This window comes from Haloferula sargassicola, assembly GCF_040362925.1.
Classification (GTDB): domain Bacteria; phylum Verrucomicrobiota; class Verrucomicrobiia; order Verrucomicrobiales; family Akkermansiaceae; genus Haloferula; species Haloferula sargassicola.
Window position 1 is genome coordinate 12,931 of record NZ_BAABRI010000012.1, and the last position, 15,866, is coordinate 28,796.

7 protein-coding genes are annotated in these 15,866 nt (G+C 65.8%); 4 read left to right on the forward strand and 3 right to left on the reverse strand.

Annotated elements, in window-relative coordinates; genetic code table 11:
• Positions 1–95: 95 nt before the first annotated feature.
• From ABXH26_RS11540 to ABXH26_RS11550, 3 genes are all read right to left on the reverse strand, one after another.
• Positions 96–1,883 carry an NPCBM/NEW2 domain-containing protein gene (locus tag ABXH26_RS11540; RefSeq protein WP_353567224.1) on the reverse strand — a complete coding sequence of 596 codons (1,788 nt, stop codon included), beginning with the start codon at positions 1,881–1,883 and terminating at the stop codon, positions 96–98.
• Between the two features lie 77 nt (positions 1,884–1,960).
• Positions 1,961–4,144: a serine/threonine protein kinase gene (locus ABXH26_RS11545; protein WP_353567225.1), complete on the reverse strand. Its 2,184-nt coding sequence runs from the start codon at positions 4,142–4,144 to the stop codon at positions 1,961–1,963.
• Positions 4,145–4,147: 3 nt separating this feature from the next.
• Positions 4,148–4,720: an ECF-type sigma factor gene (locus ABXH26_RS11550; RefSeq protein WP_353567226.1), complete on the reverse strand. Its 573-nt coding sequence runs from the start codon at positions 4,718–4,720 to the stop codon at positions 4,148–4,150.
• Positions 4,721–5,015: 295 nt separating this feature from the next.
• On the opposite strand from ABXH26_RS11550, the gene ABXH26_RS11555 reads away from it, so the two are divergent.
• From ABXH26_RS11555 to ABXH26_RS11570, 4 genes are all read left to right on the forward strand, one after another.
• Positions 5,016–7,919 carry a LamG-like jellyroll fold domain-containing protein gene (locus ABXH26_RS11555; RefSeq protein WP_353567227.1) on the forward strand — a complete coding sequence of 968 codons (2,904 nt, stop codon included), beginning with the start codon at positions 5,016–5,018 and terminating at the stop codon, positions 7,917–7,919.
• Positions 7,920–7,986: 67 nt separating this feature from the next.
• A complete protein-coding gene (locus ABXH26_RS11560; protein ID WP_353567228.1) occupies positions 7,987–11,577 on the forward strand; it encodes a LamG-like jellyroll fold domain-containing protein in 3,591 nt (1,196 codons plus the stop codon).
• Positions 11,578–11,957: 380 nt separating this feature from the next.
• Positions 11,958–14,273 carry a glycosyltransferase family 4 protein gene (locus ABXH26_RS11565; protein ID WP_353567229.1) on the forward strand — a complete coding sequence of 772 codons (2,316 nt, stop codon included), beginning with the start codon at positions 11,958–11,960 and terminating at the stop codon, positions 14,271–14,273.
• Complete coding sequence (locus tag ABXH26_RS11570) at positions 14,270–15,757, forward strand: glycoside hydrolase family 130 protein (RefSeq protein WP_353567230.1); 1,488 nt, start codon at positions 14,270–14,272, stop codon at positions 15,755–15,757. Before ABXH26_RS11565 ends, ABXH26_RS11570 begins: the two co-directional genes overlap by 4 nt.
• Positions 15,758–15,866 lie beyond the last annotated feature (109 nt).

Consider the following 15,866-nt stretch of genomic DNA (forward strand, 5'->3'; position numbering starts at 1 on the left):
CCGTGACATCACTGGAACCTGCACCGCCGGCATGAAAAGTCATCGCTCCGGCCAGTCCGCTGAACATTCAACTCGTGACATCTCGCGAGCCTCCCTCACTTCACCGGCCGCAGCCGGTAGAGCCCCGCGCCGTGCAGCGGGATGGTTTTTTCAAAGCGACCTTCCACCGTGCCCAGGTTCTCCCTCGCCCACAGGTCGCGGACCAGGGCCTTGCTGGAAATACCGATCTCGGAGAGGTCGACCCCGACCTCCGTGGCTTCGGAAACCGCCTCCTCCGCTTCGGTCACCAGCACCCCGAAGACCACCGAACCGTTGTGGGTCAGCACGCCCTTGGCCGAGAACTCGTCGTAACCCTCCGGCAGGTCGTAGATGATCACCGACTCGGCGTGGGTGCCGATTCCCGTCACCTCCCGGCCGTCGACCCGCAGGGGCTGACCGTCGCAGGCCCGATCGACCCGCGCCTCCCCCCAACCGGCGCTGGCAAAGGTCCACTGCAGCTCGGTCAGCTTCTTGGTGCCTTGCGGTCCTTTCAGAACCGGGTCCACCCAGGCGGCGTGATCAAAGGAGAAATCGTCGCCACCATCCTTCACGAACAGCACCAGCTGCCTGCCGCCCTTCACCGAGACCTCGATTTCCTGCGACTGCCCCTGCCCCGCGATCACCGGGCTGGCGTAGTCGGCACGGGAAAAGTCGATCTGGTCGCCCTTGCTCTGCGCGTTGAAGAGCGCCACGTACTTGTCCCCGCTGCCGGGCACGTCCGCCGTCCAGACCACCAGGTTGTTCTCGCGGGACACCTGACGGTTGTTGGTGCTGTTCTGGTTCACCTCCAGCATTTCCCGATTCGTCAGCATTTCCTTGGTGAAGTCATCCAGCTTCGTCATGTCGCCCCCGAAGATCAGCGGCGAGCGGGCGATGCTCCACAGGCTCATCAGCGTGTAATGCTCGTCGCGGGTGAAATGCGTCGGCCGCCCGAAGTCGATCACGCCGATCGGCAACATGTCCGCATCCGGCCAGTGGCCTGGTCCGCGATAGGGTGTCCAGGCGTCGGTGCGTTCGAACATCGCCTCCAGCAGCCCCCAGCGGTCCCAGAAGTCGTCGGTGATGCGCCACTGGTTGGCGTGCTCCATCACGTGCGGCCCCCGCTCGATCGGCGTCGCGCCGGGCGACAGGCTCAGCACGATCGGCCGGCCGGTTTTGTCGATCGCCTTGCGAATGGCCTCGATCTCCGCCTTCTGCACGTCGTCGTACGGTCGGGAGATATCATCGACCTTGATGAAGTCGAGCCCCCACGAGGCATACATTTCAAACAGTGAGTCGTAGTAGGCCTGCCCGGCCTTTTGGGTCGCATCCACGCCATACATGTCGGGGTTCCACGGGCAGGTCGAACTTGTCAGCGCAATATCCTGCGCCTTCTTCGTGGTCCCTTTCACCGGCGTGTTCAGCTCCACTGCCTGGCGCGGGATGCCGCGCATGATGTGGATGCCGAAACGCAGGCCCTTCGAGTGCACGTAGTCGGCCAGCGGCTTGAAGCCCCTGCCATCTCCGGCGGAGGGGAAACGGTTGCCCGCCGGCAGCAGGCGGCCGTATTCATCCATCGCCAGCTTCGCGCCCGGCTGATAGACATGGCCCTTGGCGTTGGGCTCATACCATTGGATGTCCACCGTCAGGATGTCGTAGCCGGCGGGCAGCAGGTCCTTGGCCATCGCGTCGGCCTGCTCCCGGATCTGCTTTTCGGTGACCGTGGTGCCGAAGATATCCCAGCTGTTCCATCCCAGCGGCGGCTTTTCCGCCCATGAGTGAAACTCCGGCTCGGCGGCGACGACGGACGGCATGAGCGCGTTGAGCGCGCCCAACAAGGGGACCAACTTGGCTTTCAAAGTCATGGGTTCGAAGGACGTCTCGGACGGTTGGATTGTCTGGCAGGAGACGCGGAATCCAGCCGGCAAACCCGACAAGAAACCTATTTTCCGACGGCGGCTTCCGCCTCCCGGATCAGCAGTCGGGCATTGATCCAGTCCTGCCACACGGGCTCCCATTCGTCGAAAATGCTGGGCTCGCGGGCAAAGCGCTGCGCCACGATCGACTCCGCCCTTTCCATGTCATGCGCGGCCTCGATCCGGCGGTTCTGGTGCCCGAACACCATCGAGCGCACCGCCAGCGCGATCGCCGTGCGGGCCGGATTCTCCGAGGTGCTGGCCATGCAGCGGGTCAGCCATTGCAGCGCCTCATTGTAGTTTCCCTTGCGGAATTCCATCAGTGCGATCGCGAACTCGCGCCAGGCCACCAGGTTGTCGCCCGTCACCCCGCCGGTCGCTTTTTCCGCGTCCAGCATGAGGTCCTCCAGCCGCGCCAGGCGCGAAAGGACCTCATCGTCCGCCGCCCGCAGCAGGCACGCCTTCACCACCTGCTCGGCCACCACCGGATGGGTCGTCTGCCCGAAGCGCTCCACCGCCATGGACCGCAGACGCTGGTAGCCCTCGACATCCCCCGCCTCACAGAAGGCGGTGGCCGCCGGCTGGAGGTTCAGGGAAACCGCGTCCGTATCCGTGGTGTCGGCGCTGCTCAGGGAATAGGCCAGCCCGGCGAAACGGTCCGCGGCCTTCCGCCAGCGGCCTTCCCGCCCGTGCCAGATGCCCAGAGCGCGGAACGTGTCCGCGCTCTCCAGCGAGGGCTCGGCCTGCGAGGGCGGGATCCAGCCCATCAACCCGTCCGCCTCATCGAAGCGCCCGTGGCGCACCAGCACCGCGGCGCGGGCGATGTTCCGCCCCACCTCCGCCTTCTGCCGCAGCTCCGCCTCGTTTGCCCGCGCCTGCTCGGCCGCCTCGCGCGCGCGGTTGGCGCGGAAATACATCGCCGTGGCCCCGCCCAGGCCCAGCACCAGCGAGGCGAACACCACCGCCCCGGTCCCGAACACCACCTTGTTCCGCCGCACCAGCTTGCGCAGCCGATACAGCCCGCCCGGCGGCCGAGCCGAGACCGGCTCGTCATTCAAAAAACAGCTCACGTCCGCGGCCAGCGCATCGGCACCCGAGTAGCGCTGCTGCCGGTCCTTCGCCATCGCCTTGCACACGATGCGGTCGAGATCGTCGCGCACCGCCGCCGCCAGCCGCGACACCTCGCAGGCACGGCGGGCCGCCACCTCGGCCAGCTCCGCCGGGTCCATCGACTCGATCACCGACGAGGGCTTCGGCGGATCGACATCGAGCAAGGTCCGCTGGACCTCGTCGGCCCCCATTTCCCGCAGCGCCGCCGGATCGAAGGGCGGCCGCCCGCACAGCAACTCATGCAGCAGGCTGCCCAGGCTGTAGACATCCGTCCGCGTATCCACGTCCAGCCCTCGGCCAGCCGCCTGCTCGGGGCTCATGTACGAGGGTGTGCCGATGAAGTGTCCCTCTGCCGTGTAGGTCACGTGGCCCTCGAGGCTGCTCTCCGTCGCCTTCGCGATCCCGAAGTCGATCACCTTCGGCACCGCCTCGCCGTCGTGTTCCCAGATCAGGATGTTGGAGGGTTTGATATCGCGGTGGATCACCCCCTTCTGGTGGGCGTGCTGGACCGCCTGGCAGATGCGGATGAAAAGCCGCAGTCGCTCGGCCAGCCCCAGCCGCTTCTGGTCGCAGAAGTCGGTGATTTTCTCCCCGTCCACCAGCTGCATCACGAAGTACGGCCGCCCCGTGCGCGTGGCCCCGACGTCCAGGACGCGCGCGATGTTCGGATGATCCATCATCGCCAGCGCCTGGCGCTCCATTTCGAAGCGGGCGATCACGTTCTCCGTGTCCATCCCCAGTCGGATGATCTTCAACGCCACCCGCCGCTTCACCGGCTCCTGCTGCTCCGCCAGATACACCACCCCGCAGCCGCCCTCGCCGAGCCGTCCGAGCAATCGATAGCGGCCGATCCGCGTCCCCTCCGCCTCCTCGCCCGTGACCTCCTCCGGCACTTCCTCAGCGCCGCTTTTCGCCCCGTTGAAAAAATCGTCCGCCTGCGTGTGCAAGGCCAGCAAGCGCTCCAGCCGGGCCCTCAGCTCCGGATCCTCGCGGCAGGTAAAATCCAGAAACGCCTCCCGCTCCTCGCGTCCGTCCAGCGCGATCAGCGAGTCGAACAGCACCTTCAACGGTGCCTGCGGCGATGTCCGGGCCTCCGACATGATTCAGTTTCCCGCCGTGATGAGGTCCAGCAGCAAGGTCCGGGCGAAGGCCCACTGGCGCTCGATCGTCCGCTCCGTCACCCCCTCCATGTCCGCCACCTCACGGTTGGTCAGACCTCCGAAAAACTTCAGCGTCACGATCTTCGCGCTCGCCGGATCCTCGGTCTCCAGCCGTTTCAGCGCCTCCTCGATCATCAGGATCCGCTCGTCCGGCTCGGTATCGGCCAGCTCGAGGTTCTCGATTTCCACGCGGCTCCACTTGCCGCCCCGCTTCAGGCTCGCCTTGCGCCGCGCGCTCTCCACCAGCACCCGCCGCATCTCCAGCGCCGCCACCCGGAAAAAATGGGCCCGGTCGTTCCAAGTCCGGTCGCCGCCCTTTCCCGACACCCTCACCCAGGCCTCGTGGACCAGCGCCGTCGCCTGCAAGGTCTGGCCACCCGCCTCACCCCGCAGCCGCGCCGCCGCCAGGCTGCGCAGCTCGTCGTAAACCAATGGCAGCAGATCCTCCGACGGCAGCCCGCCGCTCGCGCCCGCCGCCTTGAGAATCCGGGTGAAATCGTCCTCGCCTTCCGACATCCACGTCCAGCCTAGTCCGGGACCCGGGGCATGCGAAGCAATTCCTTGACGGGCGAATCCGGCACTCCCCGGGACGCACGGCCGGTCGACAACTCCGCGGCCACGGCCCGGCCTTTTTTCTCAAGTCCAAGAAATGCGCGCCCAAAAGGAATCGAATCTTGTCGGGATTCCGTTTAGATCCACGTTCTTCCCAGACAAGATTCGTTTCTTAAAGCCCGTCTTGAACAACCCACCGAACCCATTCGTCACGTTTCCCGCCTGCTTCCGAGCGCCGCGGGATCGTGCCGCGCCACCCATGAAACCCCTTTCCCGATCCGCCGGAGGGCACCGACGCCTCCGCGCTGTCGCCCTGCTGAGCCTTGGCCTGTCCGGCTTTTCCCATGGCGACATCACCTACACCCTCCAGTTCGATCCGAACTCGTCGGGGGAGGCCCGCCAGGTGGCGAATTCGGTGGCCGTCGCGGCCGCCTTCTACAACCAGCACGGCTCGTTCAACAAACATTGGAACGTCTACTCCAACGCCGGCATCCCCACGGCCGAGGCGAACTATGACGGCTACATGGGCTTTGGCGGCATCCGCAACGAGCGGGTGGTGTTTCATGAGGCGGCCCACACCTTCGGCATGGGGACTCATGGCAACTATTTCGGCCTGATCGCCGGCGGCGTGTGGCGCGGCTACTGGGGGAACCAGGCCGAGATCAACACCTACCTCGCCAATGGCGACGGCGGATACGACGACGGTCTCCATGGCGACAACCACGCCATCTGGCCGGGCGGATTCAACTACGACAACGAGGATGGCTACCTGCGCCGGCTCTGGCAGACCCGCATCATGGCCGGCCTGCGGGCCGACCTGGGCGTGCTCTCCTACACCCGGGAAGCGCGGAACCAGTTCGCGACGGTCGGCGACAGCGCCGAGTTCCGGGTCGTCTCGCCGCGGGCCCATGCTTTCCAGTGGTATCGAAACGGCGTGGCCGTGACCGACAACGCGCGCATCGCCGGCGCCACTTCGTCGCTGCTGCGGATCTCCCAGGCCATGATTTCCGACGCGGGCACCTACCACTGCGCCGCCACCGGCGCCGGGGAAACACTCCACTGCCGCCCGCGCCAGTTATGGGTGCGCCCGGCGGGCGAGGACGCCCGGTATGCCCTGGACGGCAACGTCTCGGACTCCGCCCACTCGTTCCACGCCACCGCTTTCGGCTCGCCGACCTACACCACCGGAAAAACCGGCCAGGCGATCAAGCTCGACGGCATCGACGACTACCTCGACCTGCCCGACACCGCGGTGACCGCCCGTGATTTCACCCTCGCCGCGTGGGTCTACTGGGACGGCGGCGGCGACTGGCAGCGCGTGTTCGACTTCGGCAACGACACCTATCAGTATCTCATGCTGACGCCGAAGTCCGGCTTCAATGACATGCGGCTCGTCTTCAAAGACGCGGTCAACGGTCTGAACGCCGAACAGGTGGTCACCACCTCCGTGCTGCCCATCGGCCAGTGGGTCCACCTGGCCGCGGTGAAGAAGGCCGATGCCCTCTCGCTCTACGTCAACGGCAAGCCGGTCGGCACGCTGGCGGGCGTGGGCAACTCGCTCACCGACTTCGCCCCGACCCGGAACTACCTCGGGAAAAGCCAGTACGCCGACCCGTATTTCGACGGCCGGATCGATGACTTCCGCATCTTCAACCAGGCCCTCGACGGCTCCGCGATCTGGGCCCTGGGAAGCTCCAGCGCCAACGGGGCTCCCGTTTTCAGCAGCTCGGAAATCACGCTGCCCGGCGCCGTGTTCCAGACGGCCTATGCCAACGCCACCCTGGCCTCCCAGGTGACCGATCCCGAAGGCTCCATGCTCACCTTCAGCAAGCTGCGCGGCCCGGGGTGGATCTCGATGGCCTCCGACGGCTCGATCTCCGGCACGCCCACCACGGCGGCCGGCTACGACGATGCGCTCGTCGTCCGCGTCAGCGATCCCTCCGGCGCCACCTCCGAGGCCACCATTTCCATCCCGGTCACGGGCACGGTGGGCTACTGGAACTTCGAGGAAGGCACGGCCAACGCCGAAGTGCCCTACTCCCCGGCCACGGCGAACCAGTACGCCGGCAGCCTCACCGACCTCTCCGGAAACGCCAACCACCTCTCGCCCTGGAGCGGATCGTGGCACGTCTACCGCCCCCAGGTCGCCGCAGCCACCACGCCGCAAAACGGCCTGGGCAATGCACTCAGCCTGCAGAACGCGAACGATTTCCCGGCCGTATCCGCGATCGGCACCTCGCTCACCAGCTGGGAACCGTCCGCCTGGACGATCGAGGCCGCCATCCGGCCGGACGACGCCACCGACGGCTACCAGACCTTCATCGGGCGCGATAGCCAGGGTGCATCCGGCAGCGACTACGCCCTCGCCGCGCTTTACTTCGCCATCAATCCCGAGGGCGCGCTGCGCGTCGTCTTCACCGATAAGGCTGCCCATCGGTGGGAACTCAACAGCGCCGCCCATACCGTCCAGGACGCCCAGTGGCAGGCCGTGGCCGCCACTTGCGATGGCTCGACGCTTTCGCTTTACCTGAAAAACGTCACCCACGGAGAAGCCGATTACACCCTGGTCGCGAGCCTCGACATTTCCGCCAGCACCGATCCCGCGCTGACGTCGGGCGTGGGCGATGGCGGCGACTGGGACGCCGGCGTGTTCACCATCGCCCGCGGCCTCTACAACGGCGGCCACACCGATCGTTTCTACGGATCCATCGATGACATCCGCTTCACCGAGGGCGCGCTGGAGCCCTCTCAATTCCTCTACAGCACCCCCGCGCTGACGCCCGCCGAGAGCTGGCGAGAGCTCCACTTTTCCGCCAGGGAAAATGCCGGCGACGCCGCGGATAGCGCCGACCCCGACCACGACGGCATCGAAAACCTCCTCGAGCGCGCCTTCGGCGGCGATCCGCACCACGCGGAAGCCGGACTGCTGCCCGCCCCCGATCCCGCGCAAGCACGGTTGAGCATCGTTTACCGCAGGGCGGCAGGCCAGACCGACCTGAACATCGAGGTCCAGGAATCCAGCGATCTCGCCACCGGGTGGATTCCCGCCGCCGGCAGCGAAACGGTGATCTCGGACGACGGAACCACCCAATGGATCCGCTTCACCCGCCCGGCGGCAGGCGACGACGCCCTGTTCCTGCGAGTGGCGGTCACCTCGCCTTGACGGCGGCCCTTTCCAAAACTGCCGGGTTTCACCACCCCATCCACCCAGCCCCTGCCTCCAAAAAACCGTGCGACGACTCACTCCCCGATCCCGTTCCTGCGGAAAGCTGATTTCGCTGCTGGCGCCTGCGCTGCTGGCCGCGTCGGCATCCGGCATCACGCTGAACCTGGATCAGGAGGTCTACACCGCGGCGACCCTGACCGGCAGCACCGCGACCCTGACCGGCAAGGCGGAACTGCACCTCAGCGGCAGCGGCGACCCGCTGTCCGGCAGCACCGTGAACCTCGACTCCGAGGATGCCTGGGTGTTCCTTGAGGCGGTCGAGCCCTCCGAGGCGGTCGCCAAGGTGCTTTCGCACGTCCGGGTGAATGGCACGGCGGCCACCAAGGGCTCCAACGTCCGCGTCGAGCCCTACATCAACGGCTCGGTCATCGTTCCGCACCCCGCCGGCTACCAACCGCTCACCGTTTTTTCCGGCCAGGGTTTCACCGGGCTTTCGAAAAAACTCAGCTACCACACCGGCTACGGGAACGTCGCCCTCGGCGCGCTCAACGACCAGGTCCGCTCGTTCATCCTCAAGCGCGGCTACACCGCCACCTTCGCCCGGAATCCCGATGGCACCGGGGTGAGCAAAAACTACGTCGCCCAGGACGCCGACCTCGAGGTCTCGATCCTGCCCGACGACCTCGATCGCTCGATCAGTTTCGTCCGCGTCTTCCCTTGGAAGTGGGTGGCCAAGAAAGGCTCCTGTGATGTCGATCCGCTCACCCTCAACGCCCGCTGGTTTTATAACTGGAACATCTCCCTCGGCGGCCCGCCGGTGGACTACGAATATGTGGCGATCAAGCAACAGCCCTACTGGCCCGGCCTCAACACCGGCTACATGAATGACCTCGGCGTCAGTCACCTGTCCGGCTTCAACGAGCCGAATAACCCGGTCGAGGACGCCTACAAGAACCTCAGCCCCCAGGGTTCCGTGTCCGACGCCGTGGCCCGCATGCCCGGGCTGCTGGCCACCGGCCTCCGCGTCGGCGCACCCGCGGTGACCGATGGCGGCTACTCGTGGATCGTCGACTTCGTAAACCAGTGCAAGGCCGCCGGCTACCGGCTCGACTACGTGCCGGTCCACTACTACCGCGCCTACTGGAACCAGAACGATCCCGCCGGCGCCGCCGCCGGCGGCGGCGGGCTCCGCTTCGCCATCCGCAAGGACTGGGGCGGCGAGTCGCAGCTGAACGCCTCCGCCCTGCCCACCGGCGTCTGGACCCATGTCGCCGTCACGCTCTCGGGCGATACCGGCAAGCTCTTCGTCAATGGCGCGCTGGTCGATACGCGGACCATCACCCTCAATCCCGGCGACCTCGGCACCACCACCAACTTCATCGCCAAGAGCCAGTTCGCCGCCGACCCGCTGTTCAGCGGCTCGCTCGACAGCGTCCGCTTCCTGACCACCGCGCTCAGCGACGCGCAGGTGGCCGCCGCCGCCTCGAACGCCACGCTTCAGTTCGCCAGCGAGCGATTTTCCCGACCTGCCGCCACGCCCGGACTGCCCTACACCGGCTCGATCGCCGGGGAAACGACGGCCGGCAACGGCGCCCGTGTCTTTTCCAAGATCGACGGGCCCGCCTGGCTCGCCGTCGCCGCCGATGGCAGCCTCACCGGCGTGCCCTCGTTCTCGGATGCCGGGGAAAACACCTTCCACATCCGCGTGACGGACAGCTCGGGAGTGGTCGATGCCGCCACCCTCACGCTCCCCGTCGTCCCGCCCGCTGGCATCACCAGCCGGCATTCCTTCAACGGCTCCACCGCGGCCGACGTCGGCACCGCCTACGGCTGGCCGGCCGGCGGCCCGGCCTTCACCGCCGGTCGCTTCGGCAACGCGCTCGCCTTCGATGGCACGGACGACTTCGTCACGCTCCCGGCGGGCATCGCCCACCACGACGAGATCACCTTTTCCACCTGGATCTACTGGACCGGTAGTAGCCAGTGGCAGCGGATCTTCGACTTCGGCAACGGCACCGGCGAAAGCCTGTTCCTCACCCCCCGCTCCGGCGGCAACACGCTGCGCTTTTCCATCAACCAAAATGGCGCCGAGACCTTCGTCGAGACCACCCAGCTGCCCGCGAACAGCTGGCGGCATGTCGCCGTCACGATCGGCGCCGGCACCTGCAAGCTCTATGTCGACGGCGCGCTGGTCGACAGCGAGCCGACCACGCTCAAGCCCACCGACATCCTCCCCGCCACCAATTTCCTCGGGAAAAGCCAGTGGCCCGACCCTCTGTTCCAGGGCCGTCTCGATGAGTTCTGCATCTTCAACAAGGCGCTGAACGCCTCGGAGATCTCCAGTCTCTCCGCCGGCACGCCGCCCGCGGTTTCGCCCGATCCGATCGCCAAGCCGGCGGCCACCATCGGCGCGGACTACGTTGACTCGATCTCCGCCAACGCCAGCGGCGCCGACCTCACCTGGGCCAAGACCAGTGGACCGCAGTGGCTCACCCTCGAGCCCGACGGCCGGATCTCCGGCGTGCCCGGTGCCGAGGACGCCGGCACCAACCGCTTCACCGTCCGCGTGACCAACGCCGCGGGCATCGCCGACGAGGCCACGATGACGATCGTCGTCCCGCCACCGGCCGACCTGCTCGCCCACTACGAATTCTCCGGAACCACGGCGGATAGCGCCGGCAGCCGCCACGGCAGCGCCACCGGCGGTCCCGGCTACAGCGGCGGCATCTTCGGCCAGGCCATCGATTTCGATGGCACCGATGACTTCGTTTCCCTGCCCTCCGGCCTGCTCAACGGCCTGAGCGACATCACCCTCAGCGCCCGCTTCCGCTGGGACGGCGGCGGTAACTGGCAACGAGTCTTCGACTTCGGCACCGGCAGCTACTTTTTCCTCACTCCGTCGAATGGCAGCGTGATGCGCTTCGGCATCACCACCGACAACTACTGGAACGAGCAAGGCCTCACCGCCCCGCCGGCCCCGGTCGGAGAGTGGACGCAGGTCACCGTCACGCTCATCGGCAACACCGGCACGCTCTATGTCAATGGTGCGGCCGTCGCCACGCAGTCGATCACGATCGATCCATCTGATATCGCCCCGACCTTGAACTATCTTGGGAAAAGCCAATTCGCCGGCGACGCCTACTTCAATGGAGCGATCGACGACTTCCGCCTCTATCACCGCGGCCTCAGCGCCGCGGAAGTCGCCGCGCTCGCCATCCCGCCCGCCGCCACCGTGGTGGCGGAGAATGCCTTCGTCGCCTGGACCCAGGCCTTCGCCTTTTCCGTCGGCCAGGACACGCCGGAGGCCGATCCCGACGGCGACCAGCTCGCCAACGTCTTCGAGTTTCTCCTCGGTAGCGACCCGCTCGTTTCCTCGCCCGAGGCGCTGCCCGTGCCCGGCGTGGCCACCGCCGCGGACCTCGGACTTGCCGGGGAAAACACCTACCTCACCCTGAGCGCCCGCCTGCGCACGGACCGCGCCGGCCTCACCGTGACCCCTGAAGCGGGCCCCGGCCTCGACGCCATGTCTTCGGCCCACGTCGTCCGCGCGGGCACCGTGGCCGACGGCAATTTCGAGTGGGCAACCTGGTACTACGACCTCGCCATCGAAGACGGCGCCCGCGGCTTCATCCGCCTCCGCGCCACCGGCGAGTAATTCGAAATGGATCGGGCTGGGGCTTCCGGGCGGGCTGTTCGACGAGGAGACAACGCAACAGAAGCTAGAGCCCGACTCGCACCTTCAAGATACGGGACTTATGTCCCTCTGTTTCCCAGTTCGGATGAATTCGGTTATGCCCGTGACATGCGTTCACCTAACTACTACTTCTCCGCAAGCCCGGGAACATCGTGCCGAACGCGCGTGGATCCTCAATGACTGTCGGGAGGATCAAAAAAGCAGCGGGAATTGGAAGTTGACTTCCCTCTTGCCCCCCCCGATGGTCATGACGTTTCGTAAGAGGTCTTCAGGACCTTTTGTCGGGGTCGAAGGCCCCCCCGCCATCGTGTGCGCGAGATCGTTTCGGTTTTCGCCCTCAGATGAGCACCCTTCCCTCGACCCGCCACATTGCCTTCATCGGCAACTATACTCCTCGCCGTTGCGGGATCGCCACCTTCACGGCCGGGTTGTGCGAAGCGGTTGCTGCCGCCTTTCCCTCAGCCAGTTGCATCGCCGGCGCCATGAACGACCGCTCCGAGGGATACGACTATCCGCCGGAAGTGCGTTTCGAGATCGCACAAGACGAAACCGAATCCTACTCGAGGGCTGCCGCGTTCCTCCACATCAACAACGTCGAGGTGGTCTCGGTGCAGCACGAGTTCGGCATCTTCGGCGGCCCCGCCGGATCCCACCTCCTCGGCTTCCTTGAACAGGTGAAGCGCCCGGTGGTCACCACGCTCCACAGCGTGCTGCGGTCACCGGATCCCGACCAGCGACGGGTCATGGAAAGCCTCGACGCCCACTCGACGCGCTTGGTGGTCATGGCGGAGCGGGGCCGCGGGATGCTGGTCGATGTCTATGGCATCGATCCCTCGCGGATCGACGTCATCCCCCACGGGGTGATCGACATGCCCTTCGTCGACTCGAATTTCTACAAGGACATCTTCGACGCCGAAGGCAAGACGGTGATGTTGACCTTCGGCCTGCTTTCGCCCAACAAGGGAATCGAATCGGCCATCCGCGCGCTGCCGGAAATCCTCGGCCGGCACCCGGACGTCATCTACCTGGTGGTCGGGGCGACCCACCCCCACATCCTCGCCCGCGATGGTGAAGCGTACCGTGAGGAACTCACCGCGCTGGCCGAGTCGTTGGGGGTGGCGAACCGCGTCGTGTTCCACAACCGTTTCGTCAACGAGGAAGAGCTGAAGGAATTCATCGGCGGCGCGGACATCTACCTGACGCCTTACCGTGACGAGCAACAGATCACGTCGGGCACGCTCGCCTACGCCTTCGGCGCGGGCAAGGCGGTCGTTTCGACCTCCTATTGGCATGCGGCCGAGCTGCTGGCGAATGGCAGCGGGAAGCTTGTGGGCTTCGCCGACCCGCAGGGCATCGCCGATGCGGTCGATGACCTTCTTTCCCACCCCACTCGGATGACTGCGATGAGGAAGCGGGCATGGAGACAGGGCCGCAGCATGACTTGGAAGGAGGTCGCCCGACGTTACATGGAGTGCTTCGACCGCGCCCGCAGCGACTTCGCTTCCCCGGCAGGCACCAGCGAGCCCCCGCAGGAAAACCGACCGAGGTATCCGGTGCCCGGGCCCGACCTCGGCCACCTCGAACGGATGAGCGACCACACCGGCATCTTCCAACACGCCATTTACAGTGTCCCCAACTACCACGAGGCCTACTGCACCGACGATAATGCACGGGCGTTCATCTTCACCATCTTCCACCAGCTGGAGCATGGCGGCGATGCCCGGCTCGACCGCCTGGCCTGCAGTTATCTGGCATTCCTCTGGTATGCCTTCGATGCCAACACGCGGCGCTTCCGCAACTTCATGAACCACGAGCGCCAGTGGCTCGAAAGCAAGGGCTCGGAAGACAGCCACGCCCGCGCCCTGTGGGCCGCCGGCACGGCCCTCGGCCGCTCGCCCAACCCCGGTTTCCGCGCCCTCTGCGCCCTGCTCTTCCAGCGTGGGCTCGGACCGGTCAGCCATTTCAGCTCGCCGCGTGCCTGGGCTTTCACGCTGGTGGCGATCCACGAATACCTTCGCAGCTTCGAGGGCGATCGCGACGTCGCGCGGATGCAGCGCCTGCTGAGCGCGCGGCTCGTCGATCTCTATCGCGCCAATTCCTCGCCGGACTGGCAATGGTTCGAGCGCATCGCAACCTACGACAACGCGAAGCTCTCCCATGCCTTGATCGTTTCCGGCGACAAAGCCGCGGAGCAAATCGGGCTCACGTCCCTAGAGTGGCTGATCGACCAGCAGACCGGCGAGGACGGGCACTTCTCTCCGATCGGGTGCCACGGCTTCTGGCCGCAGGGTGGGGAAAAGGCGCGCTTCGACCAGCAGCCTATCGAGGCCCACGCCGTCGTCTCCGCCTGCATGGCGGCCTTCGATCTCACCGGCGACCGCACCTGGGCGGCCCATGCCCGGCGGTGCTTCGAATGGTTCCTCGGCCGCAACGACCTCGGTCTGCCGCTCTACGACCCCTCCACTGGCGGCTGCCGCGACGCCCTGCTACGTGATCACATCAATCAGAACCAGGGCGCCGAATCGACGCTCGCCTACCACCTTTCCCGCCTGGAAATCCTCCGCTCCACCCATTCCGCGCTTGCATGGCGTGAATCGAGCCAACCCCTCCGGCCGGCATCCGATCGCCCACCGACGCACTCCGCCTCGCATTCATGAACTCCCCCCTCGACAGCCCGCGGAGGCCGCAACTCCAGCCCACTGACATCCACCTCCTCCCCGATCACTCGCGGGTTATCATCCGGCCTTTCATCCCGGCCGATCCCGACTCGGTGCGGCGGATCATCGAGCGCGCGATGGCCATCGACGAAACCGGGATCGAACAGCGGCTGGCCGTCCTCCACCAGCAGTTCGGAAGCCGCCACCCGAAGCTCGAGCGCGCCTGGGAAAATCATTTCGAGCACATCCGCCAGCACCTCCCGCATCACACCGGGGTGTCACGCGCTCGCCGGCTCTATCTGGGTTCCCTCTTTTCTGGCGAGTACGCGGTGGAAACGGCTGCCCTCTTCAATCCATCGATCGTGCCGCATCCAGATCAGTCCGGCGTAGCCGAGGGCGACCTTCGCTTCATTCTGAGCCTCCGTGCCACCGGTGAAGGACATATCTCATCAATCGCCTTCCGAACCGGCCTTATCTCCTCCGACCATCGGATCGTTCTCGATCCCGTCGGCGTCCGGACCAGTTCCCCCGATCTAAATCCGGACCCGACCTTTCACCGGGGTGCCTTCTTCAGAAAACTTCGCGAGCTCGAGTTCGATAGTCCGTGGTCTGAGCAACTGCGGCAATCGCTCGGGGACCGCTTTACCCTCAGCGAACTCGACGCCGCCCTCCGCACCGCCTCCGGTTCGACCCGCTCCTCGCAGCGGGAATCGGCTCGCACCCGCGAATGCATCCGCTGGCTCGCCTCAACCAATTACGAGGTGACCTTCGATCCTGAAATCCCCTTGAGCCAACGGGTGATTTTCCCGAATTCCCCGATTGAGAGCAACGGCATCGAAGACGCCCGTTTCGTCTGTTTCACCGAACATGACGGCGCCGTGACTTACTATGCGACCTACACGGCTTACAATGGCCATGCCATCCTGCCCCAGCTGCTGGAAACGCACGATTTTGATACCTTCCGTTCGATTTCCCTGAAAGGTGCCGCTGTCCGCAACAAGGGCATGAGCCTGTTCCCCCGGCGTATCGGCGGAAAGTTCGCCATGATCTCACGCCAGGACGACGAGAACCTTTACCTGATGTACTCCGACGATCCCCATACCTGGGAGGATGCCAAGTTGCTTCAGCGACCGGTCCACCCGTGGGAGGCGGTTAAGATCGGCAACTGTGGCTCGCCGATTGAAACGCCCGAGGGTTGGCTGCTGCTCACCCATGGCGTGGGGGCGATGCGCCGCTACTGCATCGGCGCGATGCTGCTCGACCTCGATGATCCCTCCATCGTTCTCGGCCACGTCCATCAGCCCCTCATCGAACCCGACGAACCGCTACGCAACGGCTATGTGCCAAACGTCGTCTACACCTGCGGTGCCCTCATCCACGGCACGAAGCTCATCATCCCTTACGGCCTCAGCGACACTTCGACCACGATTTCCCTCGTCGATCTCAGCTCCCTTCTCCTGCTCCTCCGCGAGCCACATCGTTAAAACCACAACCTCCACCCACCGACTCCTATGGGCGACCGATCCCCTAAATCAAAGCGCAAGAACGAAACCCAGAAGCAGGCGAAGACCGATGCGGTCGAAGCCAAAAAAC